Raw genomic sequence first — 22,898 nt, 5'->3', positions numbered from 1 at the left:
TCAAGTGTAAGACGGATGTTAACGCATTCGTCTATACAAGTTAGCGGAACTGTTTTAGTATCGACGCAAAATAATCACTAAGGTTACCTCCTCTCTATGGCATCGAAAGCGACCTCGATTGATATTGCTTATCGTGCAGGCGTATCCCAGTCTACGGTTTCCCGTGCCCTTAGAAACAGTCCGTTAGTCAATTTAGAGACCCGTCAACGTATTCAAGCCATTGCTAAAGAGCTGAATTACAAGGTTGATAAAAACGCCAGTAATCTTCGCACCCAAAATAGCCATACCTTAGCGCTGTTATTGTGTGAAGACCCCACCAATGATGACTCGTTAATCAATCCCTTTTTCCTGTCTATGCTGGGTTCCATTACCCGAGCAACGGCGCAGCAGGGTTATGATTTACTCGTTTCTTTTCAGCAATTATCCAGCGATTGGCATGCCGATTATGAAGACAGCAATAAAGCCGATGGCATTATTCTGCTCGGTTATGGCGACTATATGGATTACGAGCAAAAGCTGGAGCGACTGTTAGCGCAGAATACCCATTTTGTGATTTGGGGCGCCGAGCATAATAATAAGTCTGTGCTATCGATTGGCTGTGATAATCATCAAGGCGGCTTGATTGCGACAGAGCATTTAATTTCCCTTGGCCGCAATGCTTTTGCCTTTTTAGGTGATGCTTCGAGCCATAGCCCTGAGTTTAGGGACAGATATTTAGGGCATGTGAAGGCGCTGCAAACGGCGAATATTCCTGTGGATCGCACTAAGCAAGTGTCGGCCATCAGCACAGAAAGTTCAGGCTACGATGCCGCTATGGTGTTGATTGCCCAAGGCGCTAAGTTTGATGCGATATTTGCGGCCAGCGATTTGATCGCCATCGGCGCGATTCGGGCGCTGAAAGAAAAGGGCATTTCAGTCCCAGAGCAAGTGGCCGTTGTAGGATATGACGATATTCCGGTGGCGAGTTTTGCTAATCCGCCATTAACGACCATTAAGCAGAACACCCAATTAGCCGGTGAGATCTTAGTCGACAGTGTACTCAAACTTATCCGCGGACAAGAGGTGAGTGCGCAGCTTATTCCGACAACCTTAGTGGTTCGCAGCTCCTGCGGCATTGATAGTGCGCCGCTTAAGCCGTTATAGATGGCCGTTATCGCTAGGCGTTTGTAGCTCTATCATACTGCTATTTGTTGGCAACTCGTTGGTCACTTAATTTACCGATTGAAACAACGCCGATAATCCTTGGATTTATCGGTTTTTTGCTTTTTGATACCTCTTAGCTGCGTTGCTTTTTGGATCACTTGACGGCGTATTGGCGTAAAAACTTCGGCACCTCTGCTTTGGTTTTCTTCGCTAATTTTTGCAGTAACTCAAAGGTCGGTGAGCAGAGTCCAAACTCTTGCTGAAGGTCTGCCAGCATAGCCAGCCACAAATGGCCGGTCATTTCGGCATCGGCTAAGGCGCGGTGAAAAGTGCCATCGGTTGGTAACTGTTTATAGCGCACTAAAGTACCTAACTGATGATTGGGTGCCGCTTGATACAAACGTCTCGCCACCAGCAAGGAACAGCCAAATTGCCCAAGATAACGATGGCGAATTTGGGCAAACTCCGCATCTAAAAAGCGCTGATCGAACGCCGCATTGTGGGCAACTAAATTGTGATCGGCGATAAAGTCCGCAAAACGCGCCATCACTTCATTGCAGGGCGCCGCGTCCCTGAGCATTTGATTGCTGATCCCAGTGTAGTCTTCAATAAAGCGACTTATTCTAAATCCTGGGTTCATTAACTCAGAAAATCTTTGAGTGATCACACCGTCTTCAATCAGCACAGCCCCGATTTCAATCGCGCGATCCCCTTGATTGGGCGACAGCCCCGTGGTTTCAAAGTCGAGCACGACCAAAGTGTTAGCAGCTGATGTAGGCATAGATCTTACATGGACTCAATAAATGATGTGTCAGCATTAGCGTCGTTTGTGGCGAAATGCTTCTAGATAAGCCGATTGTAATTCAATACGTTAGTAAATTCACTATCACATTGGTGCTGACAAAAGACTTAATGCTTTGTTGATCCGGTCGAGCTTTCTTGGTTTCGCTTCCTGTTAGCATTTGCTGCTATGAATAACAGTTTGGTTTGTGAGCAACCCATGCAACTCGATATTAACGGCTTAACGCCCGCGCAATTTATAGCAGAGTATTGGCAGAAAAACCCCTTGGTGATCCGCCAAGGATTCAAGCATTTTCAAGATTTAGTTTCGCCCGAAGAATTAGCTGGCTTAGCCATGGATGAGCTGGTGGAATCTCGGCGGGTGTACCAACAAGCAGGCCAATGGCTGGCGGAATTTGGCCCTTTTGATTCCTACGATCATCTCGGTGAACGGGATTGGACTCTGATCGTCCAAGCTTTGAATAACTGGGTGCCCGATGCGGAGGCCTTGATCCAATGCTTTGATTTTATTCCGCGCTGGCGTTTAGATGATGTGATGGTGAGCTTCGCGACACCTGGCGGTGGCGTGGGGCCGCATATCGATCTGTATGATGTGTTTATTTGCCAAGGCTCGGGACGTCGCCGTTGGCGCGTAGGCGATCTGGGGCCGCACAAAGAGTTTGCCGCCCATCCCGCTTTGCTGCACACCGAAGCCTTTGAACCGATTATCGATACTGAGTTGTTGCCAGGCGACATCCTTTATATTCCCCCTGGATTCCCCCATGACGGCATAACCTTAGAGCAGTCTTTGAGTTTCTCTGTGGGTTATCGCACCGCCTCCGCTAAAGATATGATAAGTGCTTTGGCCGATCATTTGTCTGAGCAGGGTTTAGGCGCACAGCAGATTTCAGATCCAGACCGCGAGCTGACCACCCGCTGTGGTTGTGTCGATAATGGCGATTTAACACGGTTACGCACCCAACTGACCAATATGTTGACCGATGAACTGGTGAGCGAGTTTTCTGGCCGCTATTTAACTCAGTCAAAGTGTGCCTTAGATTTACCCGATGAGCCATTGGACATCACGCAAGACGAAGTGCTCGCTTGGCTCGATGAGCAGCCGCTTATTCGCCTCGGCGGACTGCGCTGTTTGTATTTTGATATCAATGTGGCACAGGGCGTTGTCTATATTAATGGTGATAAGTATCAGCTTTCTGCCGAATTGGCTGCAGTGATCCCACTACTATGTGATAGCAATCAGTTAGATAAATCCTCCCTAGCGCCTTGGTTAGCCCATGCTGACTTACTCACGCAGCTTACCGAGTGGGTGAATCTAGGCTACTGGTACTTTGAAGATCTCAGCGATGAAGAGTGTTAAGGCGGAATGAGACAAAGCTTGGTATATGTTAATACCGTTTTAGCGTTAACGCCCGACGGGCTTAGCGCTATATGTTTTTTAGATCTAGATGGGTTTTAGTGCTATATGGAGTTTAGAGTTAGTGTAGAGTTAGATGGGGTCTGTGATTCGCAGACGATCATTTAGCCACTGGCTCTGTTGATTATTTCACTATGGGCAATTGTGCCCATTGGGTGGTGTAACGTGGGGAAAGCTGCTCACGCTTCATTCCCCAAGTCGGGTCAATACCTTGTCCTGCAAACCAAATTTTTCCATGACCGCTGTGGTTCACTTTATCGAGTAATTGCATGAGTTCCTTGCTTTTAGGCCTAGGTGTGACGTCATCGAATAATCCGAGCTGAAACACGCCTGCACCAAAAAAATCCCCTAACATGACACCGGCCTTTGCATAGGCATGACCTTCACGCCAAATGCGTTGCAGTAAGCTTTGGCCAAGGGTGACAAAATCACGCGTGTCATTGCTGGGGCGAACTAAACTGCCCGATAGCGATTTGCTGTACTGGGGAGTCATATCGCTAAAAGGGCTAGTACGCACAAATACTGACATCGCTTTAGCATATTGGCGCTCGGAACGCAGTTTTTCACAGGCCCTAAAAGTGTATTCATTGATTGCCTGTTGCATCGCTTCTAAATTATCAATACGGCTGCCAAAGGATCGGGAGCTGATAATTTGTTGCTTAGTGGCGGCGACCTCTTGTATGTCATCCCAGGCAATGCCGTTAAGTTCGCGTACCGTGCGCTCAACGGTGACAGAAAAGGTGTCGCGGATAAGCTTTGGATGCGCATCCGCCAATTGCAACGCGGTATTTATACCCATGATGTTCAAGCGTTTTGTAAGCCTACGGCCTATTCCCCAGACTTCGTCGACAGGGATAAGCGCCATCAGCCGTCGTTGGCGTTCACGGTCGCGCAAGTCAACCACGCCCTGCGTCGCTGGATAACGTTTCGCGGCATGGTTTGCCAGTTTAGCCAGGGTTTTTGTCGGTCCAATGCCGACGCAAACGCTGATCCCAATCCACTGCGGTATTCGGTGATAAATATCAAGTGCAAGCTGATGAATATCAATGCATTTATCGAAACGAGAAAGATCTAAAAACGCTTCATCAATACTATACACTTCTACTTTCGGTACCATTTGCTCTAAGGTGGTCATGACTCTATTTGATATGTCGGCATAGAGTGCATAGTTGGAGGAGAATACCGCAACGTGATGCTGGCGGAGTTGGTTTGCGATTTGATATACAGGCACCGCCATCTTGATGCCAAGTTGTTTTGCCTCTGCCGAGCGGGCGACGACGCAGCCATCGTTATTGGATAACACCACAATCGGCCTGCCAGCTAAATCTGGCCTAAACATCCGCTCACAGGATGCATAAAAATTATTGCAATCGACGAGTGCGAATAGTGAGGGCGTCATTTGAGCTTTTTCACCACGTTGGTCACCACCCCAAAGATGTTTAACTCAGACTCATCATTGATGGCAATCGGGGAGAATAAGGCATTACGTGGCAGCAATTGCACCACAGGGCGCAGCTGTAATTGCTTTACAGTAAACTCGCCGTTGACTGCTGCGACAACGGTATCCCCGTGGGCCGGCTGTAATGAGCGATCCACCACTAAAATATCACCGGAGAAAATCCCCGCTTCGATCATCGAATCCCCTTGGACTTTGACAAAAAACGTGGCGGCGGGGTGCTTGATGCATAACTCATTGAGATCTAATGTTTGTTCTACATAGTCTTGGGCAGGTGACGGAAATCCTGCGGCAATCAAGGAGCTAAATAGCGAGAGCCGATATTGGGTATGTTTGGCGAAGCTGCCTAGGATCATCATAATAAATCACAGTATGCTGTACGTATGAACAGTATAGTCTAACAATGAAACTTATCGAAATAATTTATGTGGGGACAGTTGTGTTATCGACCCTAGCGCAAAGACGAACTTGTTTTATGCTGTGTGATGATTGTATGCGCTGTCGAGCGATGAGTGTCCAGGTGCTGGGCAATTGATGATGGCTGCTCTAAAGCACCCTTGGCGGCGTCAATACCGCCAAGGGTGAGTGTTTCGTCAATTTAATTTAGTTAACGCATTTTAGTTAGCCCGCTTTAGTTAACGCAATTTAGTTAATCCAACCGAGCCATAGCCACCACAGATAATCCAGTGGGATAAGTGCAATTAGAGTGATTGCCGCCAGCGGTAAGGTGATGTTAAGTAGTTTGCTTAAGGGCTCTTGGGATAATTGTATCGCCAAAATCAACGGGGCAACCTGATAAGGAAAAATCACGGTTGAGAAACCGATCACCTGCGTCATTAATACCGCAGGGGTGGAGAAGCCAGTTGCATTGGCAAAATCTGCCGCCATGGGGGACAACACTGTCGGCACACCTGGAACCGTTGCCACTAATCCCGTCAGCGTCCCCATCAGCGATAACGACATGAAATTCAGGAACGATGCCCCTTGCTGCAATGGTAGCCATTCACTGAACAGTTGACCTAGCGCAGTGCCAAGTCCAGATTGATTGACCAATGCTCCCAGACCTAAGGCCGCCGCGACAAAAATGACGGTCGCAAAATCCACCGAACTATTAAAACTCTTAGGCTCAAGCACTCCCCATTTGGGGAGCAATAACAAGATAGCGGTGGTCAGTCCAACCCACGCCGGATTGATCCCATGCAGTGAATCTGTCGCCCAAAACAGTAAAGTTATCGCAAGTAATACTGTGACTTTCTTTTGCATACCAAGATTATAAGCTTCTGTTTCAATGACGCTTTCAGGCCGATTTTCATCTATTTTTGCAGGAAATAGGAAGACGACTAGCGCCACAATCAATATCGATTTGAGCAAACCAAGGATTGGAAAATGCAGTAAGAGATACTCGGTATAACCAAAATGGATATTGAATAGATTCTCGCTGGAACCCGCCAATATCATATTGGGAATATTCGCGGGCAACACGGCAAAACTGGGCATGTTACACGCCAGTGCCAAGGCGGTCGCAATGCCTATCCGCCCATGACTACCACGAGCAAAACCGACTTGCTCAGCTAACGCCATACCAATTGGCACCATGACCACCGCACGGCCAACGGATGAGGGCATCACAAAGCCAAGCAGCACGGCACTAAAGACCAAACCCGCAATCAAGCGTGGATAACTTGAGGTCAGTATGGGGGCAATCAAACTGGCCATTCTGCGACTTAAACCAGACTGAGTGATGGCACTGCCAATCACAAACCCTGAAATGATTAACCACACCGCAGTCGAGCCGAATCCTGAAAAAAGTACACTCGGCTCAATGAGTTTGAAAATAGTCGCAAGGGCAAAAAATATTAATCCCGCCATAAAGGGCGGGAAAAAACCTGTACTCCAAAACATTAAGGTCACTAATACTAGGCCACCGCTATAGGAAAACACCGCGGGATGCTGACTCAGCGGAAAAAGTGCAAGTAAAGTAGCGATCAACAGTGCACTGAAAAACGCTAGCGGTTTAACGTCAATAAAACGTTTCATGTTTACCGACCTATTGGGTTGAATACGTAAAAGATGCCAACTAAGATAGCTGACTTAGTTTGGCGTTTTAAGAGGGTAATATGTCAAAACCTGTTCCTAAAGCGACATTATTAACGCCCAGTGACGTGGCGTTTATCACAGATGCCAATCGACCTGTGCTAACCCATACTCGCAATATGGCGGCGGAAGCGGGCATCGAGCCTCATTCTCATCCGCGGGGGCAGCTACTTTGGGCCGCGAAAGGCTTGTTACGTGTCCGCAGCGACAATGCCGTCTGGGTGGTACCTTCAACCCATGCGGTGTGGATCCCCTGCAATTTGCCCCATCAAGTGAACAGCGAAACCCACGCCCACACTCGCAATATCTATATTGATCCTAGCTATGATGTTAGGCCACAGGATACAAAAGTGGTGATGGTGACGATGACAGCGCTGATGCGCGAACTGGTGCTCAAACTCTGTGAGAGTTCACACCTTTTAGGCAGTGGACAACTGCATCGGCTGGGTTTGGTTGCCATTGATGAGCTCGAAACTCTGGACAGCCTAGATGCTCATTTACCCGCAGGCTCAGATCCAAGACTCAGCCGCTTGATCCAAAAGTTGATCCGGCACCCAACAGTGAATTACACCCTGACCGAGTTAGCCGAAATGGGCGGCGCGAGTGTGAGAACGATTGAACGACTGTTTAAAGCTGAAACTGGGCTCACTTATCGACAATGGCGGCAAAGATTTCGTTTGTTAAATTCGCTTGAGAGCTTAAGCCAAGGAGAGAGCACGACTAGGGTGGCGCATAGTCTAGGTTATCTGAGCGTCAGCAGTTTCAGTGCCGCTTTTAAAATGCAATTTGGTTGCACGCCGCAAGATTATCCGCAGCATAAGCCGATGAAAAGCAGGCGCTAAATCAGGCACAATAACATCGTCTATAAAAAAGCTAGAACAACATCTAGGATGCTGTTCTAGCCTGTAATCTATCAAAGCATCGTTAAGCTAATACGCAATTTTAATTGGCTATTTCAACTCATTATTTCAATGCCGCTGGGACGATAGGGTAGTGATCCCAGACTTGGCCGTCGGTCATCGAGCGCACCAGTTTGATGTATTCGGCATGGGTCCAGGCTAGCGGCGTGGCTGAGTTGGTGCCTTGTCCGAGTTGGTAATGGTAGCGGGTGGCATCGCCGACACCGTCCCACGATTGCTCGGGTAACATCATGCCCGCATTCGCAAACGTTTCCATGCCTTGCACATAGGTGTTGATCAACTGCTGCTTGGTTTGCTGCGCGTTATTGCCTGTTAGCTCGCCTTTTTCTTGGGCGAGTGCTAATTCAAAATGACCGCGCTCACCGGTGAAGAAGGGCCAGACGCGGCCACGTTGATCGGCGCTGTTGCTGCCCGATTCCGCATAGTTCTTGCCAGAAAACGTATCCTCACCGTAGCCATCGTTGCCATAACGTCTAAAGCCTGGGATTTTGCTGCCATCTTTAGCGGTAAACTCATATTTAAGGCGCAAATTAGAGTCAAGTTCAGTGTTATCAATCAATTGAAGGCTTTGATTGATCAGCTTATCAGTTGCACCGCGCACGCCATAACGTACTAGTTCTAAAAATCCGCCATCGAGGATCTGACGCTGATCTAAACCTTGCTTACCGTTATTCGCCGCCAGTGTATCGGCGGTGTTTGGCTCGCCATTCGGGCTTAAACGTAAATAGTAAGGCGCGCTGACGCCTGCGCTGTTTTTTAGTAGTCCTTGGGTGGTGACTAAGTGTTTTTCTAAACTATTACTTAAGTCTTTGGCGGCTGCAAGATAACGGCTGCTGGAGTCGGGATCCTTGGCTTCTTTGGCTATTTCACTCGCGGCAACAAGACCTGCGATCACTGCGGCCGTGGTCGAGGGTGAGTAACCCGCTTGTTCTTCCCAACGCTCTTGCTGGGTTTTTGGCGGGGCGATTTGAGTGTGATTCCAATCCAGATTGACCTCACCGCCACTGATCAAGAAGTCTGCAGCACCTTTGAGCATCTCTTGATACCAGTGACTGATCTCATCAGGGGTGAGCACACCCGCTTGCCAGAGTTTCCAGCCGAGCATGATAGGCATGGCGGTTTGATCGAGCTGCACACCAACCCACTCAATTTGGCCATCCACATGGGTCTTTTGCAGGAACCAACCCGGCGTACCCGTAAAGCCGGGCGTCATTTCGGTCACTTGCACTTTTTTCAGGTATTCGAAGGCCACTTTGGGCGTTTGGGTGTCACCCATGGCGAGGAATGCCATGGCACATTGGTAAAAGTCACGCGGCCATACCGCTTTATAGCCAGTACTCGGCACGGCTGCTGAAACCGTATCGCCCCAAGGATTGGATAACGAGGCGATAAGTGCGCCCGCATAGGTTTTATCTTCCTGCGCTTTCAAGACCATAGCACTGGTATACAGCAGCTTACCGCTATCTGTGGTGTTGTTGGCCATGTTTGCGATGGCGGGCAGCGAGCTTAAGTAATCGTGCCAGCCGACATGGGTGGCATCGCCTTTATAGGCGCTCAGCACAGCATCATAACCTGCGGCCAAAGTGGCATCGGCATTGGCTAAACTCTGTGCTCCATCTTTACCAAAACCGATGACGAGATTAAAAGTGACGGGTTTGGCTTTGATGAGCGTAGGGTAACTCGCAGTAAAAGCTATATTGCCAACGGTCGATTTATCTTGCGTACTGGTCGTTTGATAGGGTGTATCGAGTTTGCCGTTATCGGCCAAATCGGCTAGACCATCGGAGACACCGACAAAGCCTGTCGTTGCCTGCACAAAATTCAGCTCGGATTTGACCGTCATCACGCTGCTGTCTTTGGCGGCGGTATAGGCCACCAGCGCCTGATTGCCAGCATGTGTGTTGGTATGATTGTCTGTATTAGTGTCGATGCGGCCGATATCATTGGCGCCCGCGTTATCGATATGCGGATTGACATACAAATGCGGCGTAATGCCGTCTTCAAAGGCGGTAAAGGTGATGCGCATCATTAGGGTGTCGCGGTCGGGATCGGTAAAAATATGCTTTTCAATCTGATACTTACCTTCAACATCTTTATTGATAATTTTATAGGCAAGGGATTGCGGGCGACCGTTAGCATCGGTATCTAAATATTCTATGCTGCTGATGGTGTTATCTTTTTCGGTATCGACAAAGCCATTACCTGTGACCACAAATTGGAGTTCTTTGAGCTGCGCATTATGGATCAGACCATACATGGTTTCGGTTAAAATACCTTGGGCGAGGGAGAACCAAACGCGGCTAATGGGATTTTGCTTGGCATCTTGGTATTGGCCTTGGGTGTAAGGCTCGTAAGACGTCCCAATACCGGTTTTACCCGAAAATGCCCAAGTCGGCGCTTTACCCGGTGCGCCGGGGGCAACCTGCTGCACATTTGATGCGGCATTGCCACTCATGCTTGGTGTGGCTGAATTCGATGTGGGTGAACAGGCTGTGAATCCTATTGTCCCTAATAGACTTGCGGCGACGGCAAGCGCTAGGCGACTACGCCTTGTTAACGTTTGTACGTGACGGGTTTGGCTAGTGTGCAGATCCTGCTGCGGTGTAGGACTCGATTCCATCTCGTTCTCCCCAAATAATGGTTATATTTTTATAGTGATTGAATTGATATAAAGGCTTCATGCTGCGGTGAATCGCCATTGGGGCGAGTTCACCGCGCTTCACATATTGAATGTATATCAGCTAACTGTTGGTCACATTTTGTGCTTAGTGATGTTTATCAATTAACTTTGTTTACGGCTTTTGCGCTTAAGGGCGTGTTGCCATTCAGGCCAGCACTTTGCTCATTTTGAACCACAATTTCTTGCTCAACAAAAAGCACGGCAATACCGGCGCACATCATCAAGACGCCCCCCGTGATCAGTGCATAAATAGGTTGACCATCGAACAAACCATTGAGTATTAAACCCAGCACACTGGCGGCAAGAAGCTGCGGGATCACGATGAAGAAGTTAAAAATCCCCATGTAAACGCCCATTTTCTGCGGGGGTAACATGCCCGATAACATGGCGTAGGGCACAGATAAAATGGACGCCCACGCGATGCCGACACCTATCATCGGCAGCCATAACAGGCTTGGGTCTTTAATAAAGAAGAAACTAATCAAGCCTATACCGCCACAGAACATATTGACTGTGTGCGTCAGTTTGATGCCGATACGTTTAGCCAACATAGGAATAAATATCGCGGCAATGGCGGCAAAACCATTATAGGAGGCGAACAGCACGCCGACCCAATCTGCGCCGTCGTTGTAGGCTTTAGACAACACATCGCTGCTGCCAAAATGGTAGGACGTCACGGCTGCTGTGGTGTAAATCCACATGGCAAACAACGCAAACCAAGAGAAAAACTGCACTATCGCCAGTTGATGCATGGCTTTGGGCATATGGAATAAGTCATCGACCACGCTAAATACCATGCCGAGCTTATTGCGTTCAGCGGGTTGTGAATTGCCCAAACGCAGCGCGCAATACAGTTGCAATGGGCCAAAGGCAAAAATCCCTAAGCTTAAGATATACAGTTGCTTATCTAAATCCTGCGCCCAAATAGCGAAGGTGAGCAGGGCGCCGAGACCCATCCACACGAAGGACGCAAATTGATAATCCTTACGGGTACGAGTGCGAGCTAAGGTTTCATCCTCAGCATCGACTTGTTTTGCGTTAAAGGCGGCTAACTCTTCGGGGGAATATTCTCTTGTCGATACGACAGTCCAAGTAACCGCGAGCAATAACACTGCGCCACCGAAATAGAAGGCATAACGCACTGAGTCGGCAATTTCACCCGCTGGTGCAGTATTCGCGACAGCAAAAAAGTGAGTCAAAATATAGGGTAAGGCCGAAGCGACCACAGCGCCAATACCGATGAAAAAGCTTTGCATGGCATAGCCTTGGGTACGCTGGCTTTTCGGTAAATTGTCACCAACGAAAGCGCGAAACGGCTCCATGGCGATGTTGATCGAGGCATCCATGATCCATAACATGCCCGCGGCAATCCACAGGGTAGGCGAGTGCGGCATGATAAAAATAGCAAGAGTGGTAAAAATCGCGCCAATCAAAAAATAAGGGCGGCGACGGCCAAGGCGTCCCCAGGTTTTATCACTCAAATAACCAATAATAGGTTGAACCAATAAACCCGTCAGCGGCGCGGCAATCCACAGAATGGGGATTTCATCGATAGATGCACCTAAGGTTTGGAAAATGCGGCTGACGTTAGCATTTTGCAGGGCAAAACCAAATTGAATGCCTAAAAAACCGAAGCACATATTAAAAATTTGCCAGAAATTCAGCTCAGGTTGTTGCTTGAATGAATGCTGCGTCTGAGGCGTGACAGCTTGATGGCTATCTTTTTGATTAGCCTGTTGATGATTCGAAGACATTGAACTTCCTTTCTGTTGCCGGCAGTATTTCTGCCTTGAGTGCTTATTGTTTTAATTGTTTGCCGAGCAATGGATTGGCACTGTACTTTGCTTTTATGTGGATCGCTATTCATCACTGCTAAGAGGCTTGTGTTAAAGGCTTCCTGTAAAAGCCAGCAAGTCCCCGAAACAACTGATAGTTAGATTCAAAGCTTGTTCGCTATGGTTTCGCACATATTATGAATGCGTCTGCTCTGTGAAAAAATGGCGAATATACCTCTCCCTCAGAAGCATATTCGCCGATAAATTCATTTCACATTTGGACTTAACACCTTAATGAAAACGAGTCAGTCCAAAAGAATGGCTCAAAGCCAGTCAGCAGAAAGAACTTAAGCCTGATAGTAATCCTTGTATATAACCCTATCAGAAACGACCTCACACATCTCAAACCCCACAAGCAGAGGGTGAAACGAGCGGATTTATAGTAGCCTTGCCTTGGTTTTAGGTACAACCGCTTACATACGTATTCATCATGGGTTGATAACCACACGTAAACAGAGGTGCAACCTGCTGTTGACTGTTTTTAACTTTGCTGGAGGCTAAGTTCATTTGACACTTGAGGACCGCACTATATATTAGGACCGCACTATATAGTCAGCGGGAAGAAACCTATTGTATAAGCCCCGACTTGCTGAATAAGAGGATACCTATGTTTGTTGTTTCGCTCACCTATAAAAAGCCGATTGCCGAAGTGGAGTTACATTTAGCCGCGCATATCGAATATCTTGATCAGTATTATGCCGCAGGGACTTTTATTGCCTCGGGTCGTAAAGTACCACGTACTGGCGGCGTCATCCTCGCGAAGGCAGAGAGTCGCGCGGCGCTAGAGGCCATTTTGCAGCAAGATCCGTTCTGCATTGCCGATGTTGCCGAGTTTGAGGTGATAGAGTTTGTGCCAACTAAAACGGCGCCTGGATTAGAGCAGTTGATTGAAGTGATTTAATGACCTTTTAAGGCCGTCGTGGAGGCTAATATCGGCAGGTTAGATTTCGTAGCTTGAGCGTAAGGTGCCTAGCGGCTTAGATTGGTACGATTGAATCCGTTGAACTATAACAGTGGGGCTCGATAAGTAGGATTTGATGGATCAAATTTGGACTGAATTACAACAGGCTAAGGTTTTTAAAACCTTTTCTGATACTGGTGAAAGCGTACATTTCTACCATGCCAATGGTTTTCCATTAGGTGTTTATGCGCCTTTATTGGCCAAGTTGCAGCAAGCCTTTAGCCTTAATTCACTCGAGTTAAGGCCGACATGGCCCGATGTAGGTTTGCCGCCTAAGCGCCGAGATTGGCAGCTATATGCCGATGATTTGATCTTGCATATTGAGCGGCATTGCAGTGCGCCAATTGTGGGAATGGGTCATTCGATGGGAGCAACCAGTACCATTCTTGCCGCTAACAAAAGACCCGATTTGTTTAAAGCACTGATACTTATTGAACCTGCAATGGTGTCGCGCCCTATCGCTTGGTTTGCCAAGTTAATGCCTAAATCATTAATGAATTTGACCGCGCCCGCCAAAAACACCTTAAAGAAGCGCGATGCGTGGGAAAGTCGTGAGCATTTCCTTGAATATTGCAAAATGAGTAAGTTATACAAACGCTTTGATGATGAGGCGTTTGCCGCCTTAGCCCAATTCGGGGTTTATCAACACAATGATGGCCAATTCACGTTGAAGTTTCCTAAACAGTGGGAAGCGCATAATTACACCCAGCCGCCGAATGTATTATCGATATTGCGGCAGATAAAGCTTCCCTGCGTCGCCATTCGAGGGAAACCGTCAGTGTTCTTTTCTGAAGCGACTTGGCAGCGTTGGCAACAGCTCACACCGAATACGGTATTTTTAGAAGATCAGCGATATGGGCATCTGTTGCCGTTAGAAGATCCCTCCGCCTGCTTAAGCCTTATCCATCAAGGACTCAGTGAATTGAATCGCAAACGGGAGGCATAAGTGAGTTTGAGCATGCATTGAGCCGTAACGACTAAAGCCAAAAAGTGAATGAACCCAATCAAGCTAGGTCGTTGTCCTAGTATGCACTTTTTAAAGCCTGTTTTTCGCACTGGCAGGGTGAATTTATCCGATATTCTGAGTGCTAGTTTGCTATCATGCCGTTTTCCTTCTTGAAACCTTACGCAGGTTTCCGCTGCGCGAGTCCCGCTTTTTATGTCTATTCAAACGCTGTTATCGACGGCTCTGGCGAAACGCCATGATTTTTTACAACAAGCAGAACAGGATCAAACCGATTGTTTTCGGGTGTTCCATGGCACAGTCGAAGGCGTGAGTGGCTTGAATGTCGACCGTTACGGCGATACTTGGCTAGTGCAGAGTTTTCATCAGACCTTAACCGACGAAGAGTTAATCGATGTCAGCACCGTTTTGCTGCAACAGGCCGATTTGCCGATTGTGTATAACGACCGCTCATTAGGTAATTCCCGGGTATTGAACGCGTTATCACCCGCACTGGCAGATATTGCGAATTCTGAGCGAGTCATGCAGGAAAATGGCATCAAGTTCAGCACTAAACTGCGCCACGAAGGGCAAGATCCGCTGTTATTCCTCGATATGCGCATTGGCCGTGAATATGTGCGGGCACACAGCCAAGATAAAACCGTGCTGAATTTGTTTTCCTACACTTGCGGCATTGGCACTGCGGCAGCCATGGGCGGCGCGACTCGGGTGATGAACGTCGATTTTTCTTCTTTTGCTTTAGCCACGGGTAAAGCGAATGCGGCGTTAAATCAGGTGTCGAATGTGTGTGAGTTTGTGCAGAGTGATGCGTTTCCGGCCCTGCGCCAATTGGCTGGTTTGAGTGTGGGAGGGCGACGCAATCAAAAATTACCGAGCTACCCCAAATTGCCGCAAACCCAGTTTGATCTGGTGTTCCTCGATCCACCGCGTTATGCCAAGAGCGCTTTCGGTATTGTCGATTTGATCAATGATTATCAAGGTTTGTTTAAGCCCGCATTAATGGCGACCAAAGTCGGTGGCACTATCGTTTGCTGTAACAATGTGGCGAAAGTCGAACGCCAAGCTTGGTTCGACAGCTTAGTGCGCTGCGTTGAAAAACAAGGCCGCAGTGTCACAGCGCACACTTGGCTCGATCCCCATGAGGATTTCCCGTCATTCGATGATAATCATCCACTCAAAATTGTCGCGCTGACCTTAAGCTAACGGCATAGCTGGTACGAGCGTCACAGTGATATCAATAAGCAGGGCACCCGATGCGGTGCCCTGTTTATTTGTCCATTTATGTGCCGCTAGATGGGTTGCAGGTGGAAGGCAATCGCGACGCGGTTCCAGCCATTAATGGCAATGATTAAGCTGGTGAGGTCGACAATTTCTTTCTCGGAATAATGCTCTGCAAGCGCCGCATACTGACTGTCATGCACGGGTGCAGTAGCAACTTGGGTTAAGATTTCTGTCCAGAGCAGCGCTGCACGTTCCCGTTCATTAAAGATTCCATCGACCTCATGCCAAGCGGCAAGTAAATCTAAACGCAGCTGTTCTTCACCGTCATTTCTGGCTTCCTCGGCGTGCCTTCGCTGACAAAACGCGCAGCCATTGAGTTGCGATGCTCTGAGCTTGACTAAATGCACCAGTAATGGCGAAAAGTGGGAGTCGCCGGCTGCTTTATCTAAGCTTAACAGTGCGTTGGCGAGTGCGGGTTGTAGCTGATAAATTTGCTGGCGTGGTATACGTTCTGACATAAAAGCCTCCTATAAGCTGAGGCTTCAATCTAAGCGGTTAGCGCGACGTAGGATTGGAGATTTGCGACATTTTACGCTTTTTGTATTGTCCTGGCGTTTGCTGTGTCACCCGCACAAAGTGTTGATGTAGATGGGCTTGATCGTAAAATCCGCAATCGAATGCAACTTGCACTAGGCTGAGGTTAGGTGATTGGCTGAGTAGGTTACGGGCGACTTTGACTCTGTTTAATTGCAGTAACTGCACCGGCGACAATCCGGTTTCTTGTTTAAATCTTCGTTCAAACTGACGACGACTTAAGGGCAATTGGCTATAGAAATCCTCTAAACTGGCTTGGGTTTGAATAAGCTTTGGTAAACTCGCCTGCACTAAGTTAATCCTCGCGCATTTATGCCGAGATAAGGCCGCAGTAAATTGCCGCTGGTTGAGTTGCAATAGCCAATGCTCAAGTAATGCGATGCGTCGGGCTGGTTGATTGGTTTGCGCCAGTTGTGATAGCAGTTGATCCAATCCTGTTAGCTGCAATTGCGTCGCGTCAATAGCCGTCACTGATGTCGTAGACTTAATATCTTGCAGTTCAATGCCGAGTAAATGAAACGCGCCGCCGGGGTGAAAGCGAACTATCAGCAGCTCGATTCCTGGCAAAAAGGCGTGGCAATGTCGGCTTTGACCACAATGAAACAACACTTTGGGTTCATCGCTGCTTATCGTTTGAGTTAGCGTTTGTGTTGGGAAATAGAAATGTAGGCTAGTGCCGCCGTCCGGATAAAATGTCTGCTCAATGCCCTGCGGTAAATCGGTCGCTACGCGCAAATGAAAGTAGCGCTGCACCCAAGGGCGAAGTGGCGCTAAGGGTTGAAAATGCGTAAAGCCTAAGTGTGCGAGTTCGGTCTCAAAACGCTTAAAGCTGCGCATTTCTAATAAATCGGCTGTGTACCGCAAGACGAGCACCATAAGCAAGTAAAGGAAGGTCAGATTAATCTAACTGAGGCATTTTTGCACCTGTGTTGGTTGTACGCATTCGCCTTAGGTTGGAGTGGTTAGTCTGTGGTGTTGGCGAGGGTATTTAAAAGCCTGTGTATTCGGTTCATACCGATTTGTCGGCCTAGGCACGAACTGAATTTGCGCCAACATCTGCTAAGACGCTTCGAGGAGGATTAACTTTTACGTTTTGTATTGGGATAAACAGGTCCTATCTGGTAATAAAAAGTCACCAAGGACAAGGTATATCCTTGGTGACTTTCTGTTTTTTACTCTGTATTTTCACACTCGCTTAAGCAATTAAGTTAGCGCGCTGAACTGAACACGATGAAATCTAAAGTGCTTTAAAGCGTATTGCCGTACCGCCACTGCTGGCAAGTACGAGGTTTAGACTATCTTTAGCGCTCACTTCTTTAGTCTCAATCACATAATCATAGGGATTGGTTTTCCAATCGGCTTTTGCGCCATCGCGGTAAATCTGCGCTTGATACCGTTTATTCGGGGAGAGGAAATCCAGTTTGACCGTGACCTTGCGCGCGGTTTCATCCGTGAGTGCACCTAAGTACCAATCACCTTGATCCTTCGCTTGGCGGGCAAAGACCACATAGTCGCCGACTTCACCGGCAAGCGCGACACTCTGATACCAATCTGTGGGCACATCGCGGATAAATTGGAAGGCATCTAAGTGCTTTTCATAATTGCGTGGTAAATCCGCTGCCATTTGGATTGGGCTGTAGAGCACAACGTACAAGGCGAGCTGTTTGGTCAAGGTGGTTTGCACACGGTTTTGCGCATCCAACCCCTTAGGTGCTAAGTCAAAAATCCCCGGTGTAAAGTCCATTGGGCCAGCGAGCATACGGGTGAACGGTAGCATGGCCGTATGTTCAGGGCTATTTGGTGGGCTACCCCAGGCATTGTACTCTTGGCCGCGGGCACCTTCACGGGCGATCCAGTTTGGATAGGTTCGGCGCAGACCCGTGTCTTTGATTGGCTCGTGACTATTGATGCTGATATGGTGTTTCGCAGCTTCTGTGACGCTGTGCAGATACTCACCCACCATAAACTGGCCGTCGTGCCACTCGTGACGGGTAATGCCTTTGTCATCGATACGCTTGATTTGGCCACCATCAGCGACATAGCCCGTCTTGACTTGGGTCACACCGTGCTGCTCATACAGGGCAAAGGCATCAGCCATTTGATCACGATAATGGGTGACTGAGCCTGCTGTCTCGTGGTGGCCGATTAAACGCACCCCTTTTTTCGCCCCGTAGGCTGTGATGGCGGGCAGATCGAAATCGGCATAGGCCTTAGTAAAGCTAAATTGATCGCCATTATGGAACCAGTCGCCGTCCCAACCTTCATTCCAACCTTCTACCAATACACCATCAAACTGATATTTAGCGGCGAAATCCATGTAGCGTTCGGTTTCGCTGGTGGTGGCGCCGTGGGTTGGGCCCGAACCCCAAGTATTTTCATTTAAGTGCATTCCCCACCAAATACCGACGTATTTCCCCGGTTTTACCCAAGCAACATCGCCGAGTTTATTGGGCTCATTGAGGTTAAGGATAAGGTGCGAATTGAGCAGCCCAGTCGCGTTGTCGGCAATTTGAATGGTGCGCCACGGCGTATAAAAGCCCACTTGAGTTTTGACGCGAATGCCATCGGACCAAGGCGTGAGATCGGCCTTAAGCCTGCCATCGCGCTGCTGATCTAAGGTCATGGCGGCAAAGTCCACCAAGGCGGCCTCGTGAATACTTAAGTGCGTACCGTTCGCGAGTTTAAAGGTGAAGGGCGTGTGGACTCTATCGACTTCTTTCAGCGCTGTGGTGCGATACAAATATTCGTAGCGATTCCAGCCACGGGCAGGGATCCACCAAGCGGTGGCTTTATCGGCTTGACCGACATTGAACTCGGTTAACTCGTCTGTGATTAAGATCGGCGAATTAGCGGGAAAGGAGGCTTGTTGGGCTAAGTGATAGCGAAAGCCAATACCATCGTCAAAGGCTTTAAACTCGACTTCGAGTTGCACCTTGCCGTTGCTTAATACTGCGGTCAGTTGATTGTGCTGATCGCGGATCCATTCCTGCTCGCCCCAAGGTTGTTGCCACTTGTCATCTGCACTTTTTTTCTCGCTGCTGTTAATCTGCAATCCTTGACCAAGTTCGCCAAGGGATTGAAAAACTAAGCCTAAGCGGCTCGGTTCTATGACTGTCTTGCCGTGAAAATCGATTTTATATTCGGGGCGGCCAGTATCGTCACTCAAGCTGATTTGAATTTGTTGGTTGGGTGAGCTGACGGTAACGGTTTTGGCAAATACGTTGGCACTAAAGAGACTCGTAACCGCAAGAGCGATAAGTGTAGGGCACAATAGCGCTTGCGATCGCTTTTGGCGTGATGAGCTCTGGCGAGCGTGACTCTTTGTTAAGTGACGGCCAGTAAACTGAATAGGGTTGGTCTTGATGAACATTCCTTGATCCTTGTTTTTATAATGAATGTGACTCACAGCATACTAGTGGCGATGGCTTTTTAACCGCAACGGCCTGCATACGTATTCACCACATTAAGGCGTGACGTAACAGAAGTGACGAGAAGCATTGCGAGGGCACGAACAAAAGATGTGGTTTGCTTTTGACTCGGGTAGAATGCGCGCTTTATTTTTGCTTAAAAATGCAATTTAGCGTGGGATTTACAGTGGGATTTACAGTATTTGGAGCCGCAGCAGTAAGGTCAAACCGTGAAAATTAGCCAACGTTTACAACAGATAAACAGCATGATCAGTGGTAATTACGATCATATTTGGGATTGCTGCTGCGATCATGGTTTGCTCGGTATGCTGTTGCTAGAAAGGAGCGCTGCCCGCCATGTACACTTTGTCGATTGTGTCCCTTCGCTGATGCAGGCGCTTGAACTGCGTTTGCAGCGTTTCTTCCCCGCTGATATATCAGGCCTTAATCCCAACTTAGCGCCACACTCAGATCCAGACTTAAACCTAGACATGGACCCAAATTTAAGTCGTCATACTCAGTGGCAAGTGCATTGCCTTGATGTTGCGGCTTTACCGCTCGCGCAAACCAGTGACAAAGATAAACAGTTGATTATCATCGCTGGTGTGGGCGGTGAACTGCTGGTGGACTTAGTGAAGGCAATTCTAGCCAAGCACCCACAGCGGCACCTCGAATTTATTTTGTGTCCCGTGCATCATAATTATTATGTCAGGCAATCACTCTCAGCCTTAGGGTTAGGGCTGAAGTCGGAACATTTATTGGAAGAGAATCAACGTTTCTACGAAATCCTCCATGTCAGTACAATCGCAGCTCCAAATGGTCGGCCTATCAGTGCTACGGGTTCGTTAATGTGGCAGATGCTAGATGAAGCAAGTTTGCCGCGAGCGCAGCGTTATCTGTCGCAGGTGATTGGTCATTACCAACGCATGCCCACGCATAAGCAAACACCAGAGATTATTGATGCTTATCAGCAGCAATTGGCCCAGCTCTTGAGTGAACATAGTGAGTTTGAATGCTCTTGAGCATTTTTCAGCTTGGACATTACGATGGGCACCAAAGATGAGCAACTAAGATGAGAATCAGGCGAAAGAGATGATGCATCGCGATCTTAACATCATGGGTAAAACGATTTTAGCTTAAGCCGTTAATAATTAAGCTTGTAATCGCTAAAATCTATCAATCACTCGGACTGGACTGAGTGTGATTATTGCCTCTGCTACAGTTTTTGATCTGCATTTGGCACATTTTCGTTTATGCTGCGACTCCTTTTCGGCAAATGGCTACGACTATGCGTTTATTGAGAACCACCCAAGATCCTGCGGTTAACCTACAGACGGCACGCGTTTTTTATCGCAGAGCTGCCCGCGCGATTGTGTTATCGGGTGAAGACATTTTGCTGTTGTATACCCAAAAATATCGCGACTACAGCTTACCCGGCGGCGGAATTGACGACGGCGAGAGCCTCGAAGATGGGCTGATCCGCGAGCTACAGGAAGAAACCGGCGCTCTAGACATTCAAGTGTTAGCCCCCTTTGGTCGTTACGAAGAGTTTCGGCCTTGGTATCGTGAAGGGGCAAACGTAGTGCACATGGAGTCATTCTGTTACGTGTGCCGTATCGACACCTCACTGGGCGAGCGTGGTTTAGGTGAGACTCGATTAGAAGCCCATGAGATAAAAAATGGCATGCGGCCTGAATGGCTTAATATTCATCAAGCTATCGCCCATAATGAAGATATTCAGCGCAATCATCCCCATAAAGGCCAATCAATAGAGCGTGAAACTTTTCTGCTAAAACAGATAGTGTTGGAATGTTTGTAAGTTTTATCACTTTAAAATTATGTATTTAATATATGATTTTATTTCACGCATAACTGGGTGAGCAGGGTTTGGTTAGCGACTGAACGTCGTTATTTCAACGTGCTCTTTTAAGCTGATACAGCTTCGAGCCTGTTCCTAACATCGCTAGATGTTTAATGTTATTTCTCATTCTTTTGCCGCAGCAAGGAAGGCAATGCAGATTATTTTATTGACCCACGAACGCGAGTTAAGCCGCAAAACAAATACTGGCCAACTCGCGTTAGCCGCATTTCCTGAAGAGGTGAAAAGCATCGTCTGGTCGAGAACGGCACCTGATAACGATTTAGTGGCTATGTTGGCATCCCAGCAGGCTAAACTGTTGTTTCCTGCAAGTGATACTGAGCACACTGGGCCCATTGATCATAATGCCTTAGATACGGTTTTAGCTGAGCCAGCGTTCTCGAACGCACAAGCCTTTTTAGCACCAGCGCAATCTACAGTGATAGCAGAACTAATGCCGAGCCAAGTGGTGATTTTAGATGCGACCTGGCAGGAGGCACGTAAGATGCTGCGCCAGAGCCCCTATCTGAAAACGGCTGCACGAGTCAGTTTGCCGCCACTTATGCCTGAATCCGCCTTTATATTGCGGCGTAATCAGCAAGAAGGGGGCTTGTGCACCGCAGAATGCATTATTGCGCTTTGGCGCCAGTGTGGCAGAGCAGAAAAAGCGACGCTATTAGCGTCGCTGTTTACTGAATTGAATAGCCGTACTTGATTGCGATGTTCGAGAGAACGTTTGAGGAAGTGCTTGAATAGATAATTAACGACTTTCAGCTTTGACCCACAGATAAATCACCGTCAGTTAAATAAGAGCCAGTTAAATCACCATCAGGTAAATCATAGTCATTTAAATAACAGTCAGATAAATACACAGAAAGTGACTCATGGCACCGCCAAGCACAAACAAATGCCAAATGGCATGGTTAAATGGAATGCGTTTCCCGACATAGAACACAACACCTAAAGTGTAAAATAATCCGCCTAAGATCAATAGATTAAAACCTAACTCCGACATGGCCGCCGTTAAATCGCCCATCACAGTGACACATAGCCAACCCATGGCGAGATACAAGACTAAGCTTAACTTTTTGAATTTGTGAATAAATAGCGTCTTAAATAGGATCCCACCAATCGCAAGCGACCAAATCGCTGTTAAAATCACTATCGATTGCGTCCCCTGTAGGCTTATCAGCATCAAAGGTGTGTAAGTTCCTGCAATCAAGCAGTAAATTGCGCAGTGATCGGCGATCTTAAGTTTATGTTTCCAGCCTGAATGGCTAACGCTGTGGTATAAGGTCGAGCATAGAAAAAGCACTATGATGCTCGCACCATAAATGGCAACGCCTGTTAGTTGAGTTGGCGTTAGATGATCTTGCCCTTTGAGTAACATCAGTACCAATGCCACTATGCCTGCGATGACGCCTAAGCCATGGGATACGCTATTAGCGATCTCTTCTTTAATACTATACTGCCCAGACTTAGCAGGGTTTTTAGCTGGGTTTTGTTGTTCAATAACACTTTGACTCGACATGGTAGATACACGCTCGCAA

At 47.9% G+C, this 22,898-nt stretch carries 19 protein-coding genes; 9 read left to right on the top strand and 10 right to left on the bottom strand.

The genetic code is table 11. From position 1 onward, the window contains the following. Positions 1-96 precede the first annotated feature (96 nt). Positions 97-1,143 carry a LacI family DNA-binding transcriptional regulator gene (locus Q4Q54_RS04540; protein WP_011846920.1) on the top strand — a complete coding sequence of 349 codons (1,047 nt, stop codon included), beginning with the start codon at positions 97-99 and terminating at the stop codon, positions 1,141-1,143. A gap of 154 nt (positions 1,144-1,297) precedes the next feature. Here Q4Q54_RS04540 and Q4Q54_RS04535 read toward each other — a convergent pair whose 3' ends face one another. Then, the gene (locus Q4Q54_RS04535; protein ID WP_011846919.1) at positions 1,298-1,924 is read right to left on the bottom strand and encodes a PolC-type DNA polymerase III; all 627 of its coding nucleotides are present in this window, start codon (positions 1,922-1,924) and stop codon (positions 1,298-1,300) included. A gap of 219 nt (positions 1,925-2,143) precedes the next feature. Here Q4Q54_RS04535 and Q4Q54_RS04530 point away from each other — a divergent pair, with 219 nt between their 5' ends. Continuing rightward, positions 2,144-3,301, top strand: a complete 1,158-nt coding sequence (locus Q4Q54_RS04530) for a cupin domain-containing protein (RefSeq protein ID WP_311987846.1) — start codon at positions 2,144-2,146, stop codon at positions 3,299-3,301. A 181-nt stretch (positions 3,302-3,482) separates the two neighbouring features. Here the strand turns inward: Q4Q54_RS04530 and umuC are convergent, their stop codons facing one another. The 3 genes from umuC to Q4Q54_RS04515 all read right to left on the bottom strand — a co-directional run bounded on the left by umuC (position 3,483) and on the right by Q4Q54_RS04515 (position 6,851). Then, positions 3,483-4,757 carry a translesion error-prone DNA polymerase V subunit UmuC gene (umuC, locus tag Q4Q54_RS04525; RefSeq protein ID WP_311987821.1) on the bottom strand — a complete coding sequence of 425 codons (1,275 nt, stop codon included), beginning with the start codon at positions 4,755-4,757 and terminating at the stop codon, positions 3,483-3,485. After that, on the bottom strand, positions 4,754-5,173 hold the full coding sequence (umuD, locus tag Q4Q54_RS04520) for a translesion error-prone DNA polymerase V autoproteolytic subunit (RefSeq protein WP_006086811.1): 420 nt from the start codon (positions 5,171-5,173) through the stop codon (positions 4,754-4,756). The genes umuC and umuD overlap by 4 nt, the downstream gene beginning before the upstream one ends. Positions 5,174-5,459: 286 nt before the next feature. Beyond that, the gene (locus tag Q4Q54_RS04515; RefSeq protein WP_311987820.1) at positions 5,460-6,851 is read right to left on the bottom strand and encodes an SLC13 family permease; all 1,392 of its coding nucleotides are present in this window, start codon (positions 6,849-6,851) and stop codon (positions 5,460-5,462) included. An 80-nt stretch (positions 6,852-6,931) separates the two neighbouring features. On the opposite strand from Q4Q54_RS04515, the gene Q4Q54_RS04510 reads away from it, so the two are divergent. Continuing rightward, positions 6,932-7,750, top strand: a complete 819-nt coding sequence (locus Q4Q54_RS04510; protein WP_311987819.1) for a helix-turn-helix transcriptional regulator — start codon at positions 6,932-6,934, stop codon at positions 7,748-7,750. Positions 7,751-7,871: 121 nt separating this feature from the next. Here Q4Q54_RS04510 and Q4Q54_RS04505 read toward each other — a convergent pair whose 3' ends face one another. Both Q4Q54_RS04505 and Q4Q54_RS04500 read right to left on the bottom strand, forming a co-directional pair. Continuing rightward, positions 7,872-10,448 carry a glycoside hydrolase family 15 protein gene (locus Q4Q54_RS04505; protein ID WP_311987818.1) on the bottom strand — a complete coding sequence of 859 codons (2,577 nt, stop codon included), beginning with the start codon at positions 10,446-10,448 and terminating at the stop codon, positions 7,872-7,874. A 158-nt stretch (positions 10,449-10,606) separates the two neighbouring features. Further along, the gene (locus Q4Q54_RS04500; protein WP_311987817.1) at positions 10,607-12,262 is read right to left on the bottom strand and encodes an MFS transporter; all 1,656 of its coding nucleotides are present in this window, start codon (positions 12,260-12,262) and stop codon (positions 10,607-10,609) included. Between the two features lie 688 nt (positions 12,263-12,950). Here Q4Q54_RS04500 and Q4Q54_RS04495 point away from each other — a divergent pair. The 3 genes from Q4Q54_RS04495 (at position 12,951) to Q4Q54_RS04485 (ending at position 15,471) form a co-directional block, all read left to right on the top strand. Continuing rightward, the gene (locus Q4Q54_RS04495; RefSeq protein WP_261272612.1) at positions 12,951-13,244 is read left to right on the top strand and encodes a YciI family protein; all 294 of its coding nucleotides are present in this window, start codon (positions 12,951-12,953) and stop codon (positions 13,242-13,244) included. Positions 13,245-13,380: 136 nt separating this feature from the next. Continuing rightward, positions 13,381-14,250, top strand: a complete 870-nt coding sequence (locus Q4Q54_RS04490) for an alpha/beta hydrolase (protein ID WP_311987816.1) — start codon at positions 13,381-13,383, stop codon at positions 14,248-14,250. Positions 14,251-14,463: 213 nt separating this feature from the next. Beyond that, a complete protein-coding gene (locus Q4Q54_RS04485) occupies positions 14,464-15,471 on the top strand; it encodes a class I SAM-dependent methyltransferase (protein ID WP_311890845.1) in 1,008 nt (335 codons plus the stop codon). A gap of 86 nt (positions 15,472-15,557) precedes the next feature. On the opposite strand, the gene Q4Q54_RS04480 is transcribed toward Q4Q54_RS04485, so the two are convergent. From Q4Q54_RS04480 to Q4Q54_RS04470, 3 genes are all read right to left on the bottom strand, one after another. Continuing rightward, the gene (locus tag Q4Q54_RS04480; protein WP_311987815.1) at positions 15,558-16,007 is read right to left on the bottom strand and encodes a carboxymuconolactone decarboxylase family protein; all 450 of its coding nucleotides are present in this window, start codon (positions 16,005-16,007) and stop codon (positions 15,558-15,560) included. A gap of 37 nt (positions 16,008-16,044) precedes the next feature. After that, positions 16,045-16,959, bottom strand: coding sequence for a helix-turn-helix domain-containing protein (locus Q4Q54_RS04475; RefSeq protein WP_311987814.1), 915 nt, complete (start codon positions 16,957-16,959; stop codon positions 16,045-16,047). 361 nt (positions 16,960-17,320) lie between these two features. Next, positions 17,321-19,453: a glycoside hydrolase family 97 protein gene (locus tag Q4Q54_RS04470; RefSeq protein WP_311987813.1), complete on the bottom strand. Its 2,133-nt coding sequence runs from the start codon at positions 19,451-19,453 to the stop codon at positions 17,321-17,323. 267 nt (positions 19,454-19,720) lie between these two features. On the opposite strand from Q4Q54_RS04470, the gene Q4Q54_RS04465 reads away from it, so the two are divergent. The 3 genes from Q4Q54_RS04465 (at position 19,721) to Q4Q54_RS04455 (ending at position 22,063) form a co-directional block, all read left to right on the top strand. Continuing rightward, complete coding sequence (locus Q4Q54_RS04465; RefSeq protein ID WP_311987812.1) at positions 19,721-20,512, top strand: tRNA (adenine(22)-N(1))-methyltransferase TrmK; 792 nt, start codon at positions 19,721-19,723, stop codon at positions 20,510-20,512. Between the two features lie 266 nt (positions 20,513-20,778). Further along, positions 20,779-21,309 (top strand): NUDIX hydrolase, encoded by a 531-nt coding sequence (locus Q4Q54_RS04460; protein WP_012089309.1) that lies wholly within the window; start codon positions 20,779-20,781, stop codon positions 21,307-21,309. A gap of 193 nt (positions 21,310-21,502) precedes the next feature. Next, positions 21,503-22,063: a tRNA-uridine aminocarboxypropyltransferase gene (locus Q4Q54_RS04455; RefSeq protein WP_409438279.1), complete on the top strand. Its 561-nt coding sequence runs from the start codon at positions 21,503-21,505 to the stop codon at positions 22,061-22,063. A gap of 132 nt (positions 22,064-22,195) precedes the next feature. Here the strand turns inward: Q4Q54_RS04455 and trhA are convergent, their stop codons facing one another. After that, positions 22,196-22,879 carry a PAQR family membrane homeostasis protein TrhA gene (gene trhA / locus Q4Q54_RS04450; protein WP_311987810.1) on the bottom strand — a complete coding sequence of 228 codons (684 nt, stop codon included), beginning with the start codon at positions 22,877-22,879 and terminating at the stop codon, positions 22,196-22,198. Positions 22,880-22,898: the final 19 nt, after the last annotated feature.

It is taken from the genome of Shewanella sp. SP2S2-4 (genome assembly GCF_031932025.1).
Classification (GTDB): Bacteria; Pseudomonadota; Gammaproteobacteria; order Enterobacterales; family Shewanellaceae; genus Shewanella; species Shewanella baltica.
Note: the sequence above shows the minus strand (reverse complement) of the source record. Positions and strands in the feature narration are given on the sequence as shown.

Bases quoted from the DNA above. Each gene is read 5' to 3' on its own strand.
- Q4Q54_RS04540 (WP_011846920.1), top strand. From the start codon at position 97: ATGGCATCGAAAGCGACCTCGATTGATATTGCTTATCGTGCAGGCGTA.
- Q4Q54_RS04535 (WP_011846919.1), bottom strand. From the start codon at position 1,924: ATGCCTACATCAGCTGCTAACACTTTGGTCGTGCTCGACTTTGAAACC.
- Q4Q54_RS04530 (WP_311987846.1), top strand. From the start codon at position 2,144: ATGCAACTCGATATTAACGGCTTAACGCCCGCGCAATTTATAGCAGAG.
- umuC (WP_311987821.1), bottom strand. From the start codon at position 4,757: ATGACGCCCTCACTATTCGCACTCGTCGATTGCAATAATTTTTATGCA.
- umuD (WP_006086811.1), bottom strand. From the start codon at position 5,173: ATGATGATCCTAGGCAGCTTCGCCAAACATACCCAATATCGGCTCTCG.
- Q4Q54_RS04515 (WP_311987820.1), bottom strand. From the start codon at position 6,851: ATGAAACGTTTTATTGACGTTAAACCGCTAGCGTTTTTCAGTGCACTG.
- Q4Q54_RS04510 (WP_311987819.1), top strand. From the start codon at position 6,932: ATGTCAAAACCTGTTCCTAAAGCGACATTATTAACGCCCAGTGACGTG.
- Q4Q54_RS04505 (WP_311987818.1), bottom strand. From the start codon at position 10,448: ATGGAATCGAGTCCTACACCGCAGCAGGATCTGCACACTAGCCAAACC.
- Q4Q54_RS04500 (WP_311987817.1), bottom strand. From the start codon at position 12,262: ATGTCTTCGAATCATCAACAGGCTAATCAAAAAGATAGCCATCAAGCT.
- Q4Q54_RS04495 (WP_261272612.1), top strand. From the start codon at position 12,951: ATGTTTGTTGTTTCGCTCACCTATAAAAAGCCGATTGCCGAAGTGGAG.
- Q4Q54_RS04490 (WP_311987816.1), top strand. From the start codon at position 13,381: ATGGATCAAATTTGGACTGAATTACAACAGGCTAAGGTTTTTAAAACC.
- Q4Q54_RS04485 (WP_311890845.1), top strand. From the start codon at position 14,464: ATGTCTATTCAAACGCTGTTATCGACGGCTCTGGCGAAACGCCATGAT.
- Q4Q54_RS04480 (WP_311987815.1), bottom strand. From the start codon at position 16,007: ATGTCAGAACGTATACCACGCCAGCAAATTTATCAGCTACAACCCGCA.
- Q4Q54_RS04475 (WP_311987814.1), bottom strand. From the start codon at position 16,959: ATGGTGCTCGTCTTGCGGTACACAGCCGATTTATTAGAAATGCGCAGC.
- Q4Q54_RS04470 (WP_311987813.1), bottom strand. From the start codon at position 19,453: ATGTTCATCAAGACCAACCCTATTCAGTTTACTGGCCGTCACTTAACA.
- Q4Q54_RS04460 (WP_012089309.1), top strand. From the start codon at position 20,779: ATGCGTTTATTGAGAACCACCCAAGATCCTGCGGTTAACCTACAGACG.
- Q4Q54_RS04455 (WP_409438279.1), top strand. From the start codon at position 21,503: ATGCAGATTATTTTATTGACCCACGAACGCGAGTTAAGCCGCAAAACA.
- trhA (WP_311987810.1), bottom strand. From the start codon at position 22,879: ATGTCGAGTCAAAGTGTTATTGAACAACAAAACCCAGCTAAAAACCCT.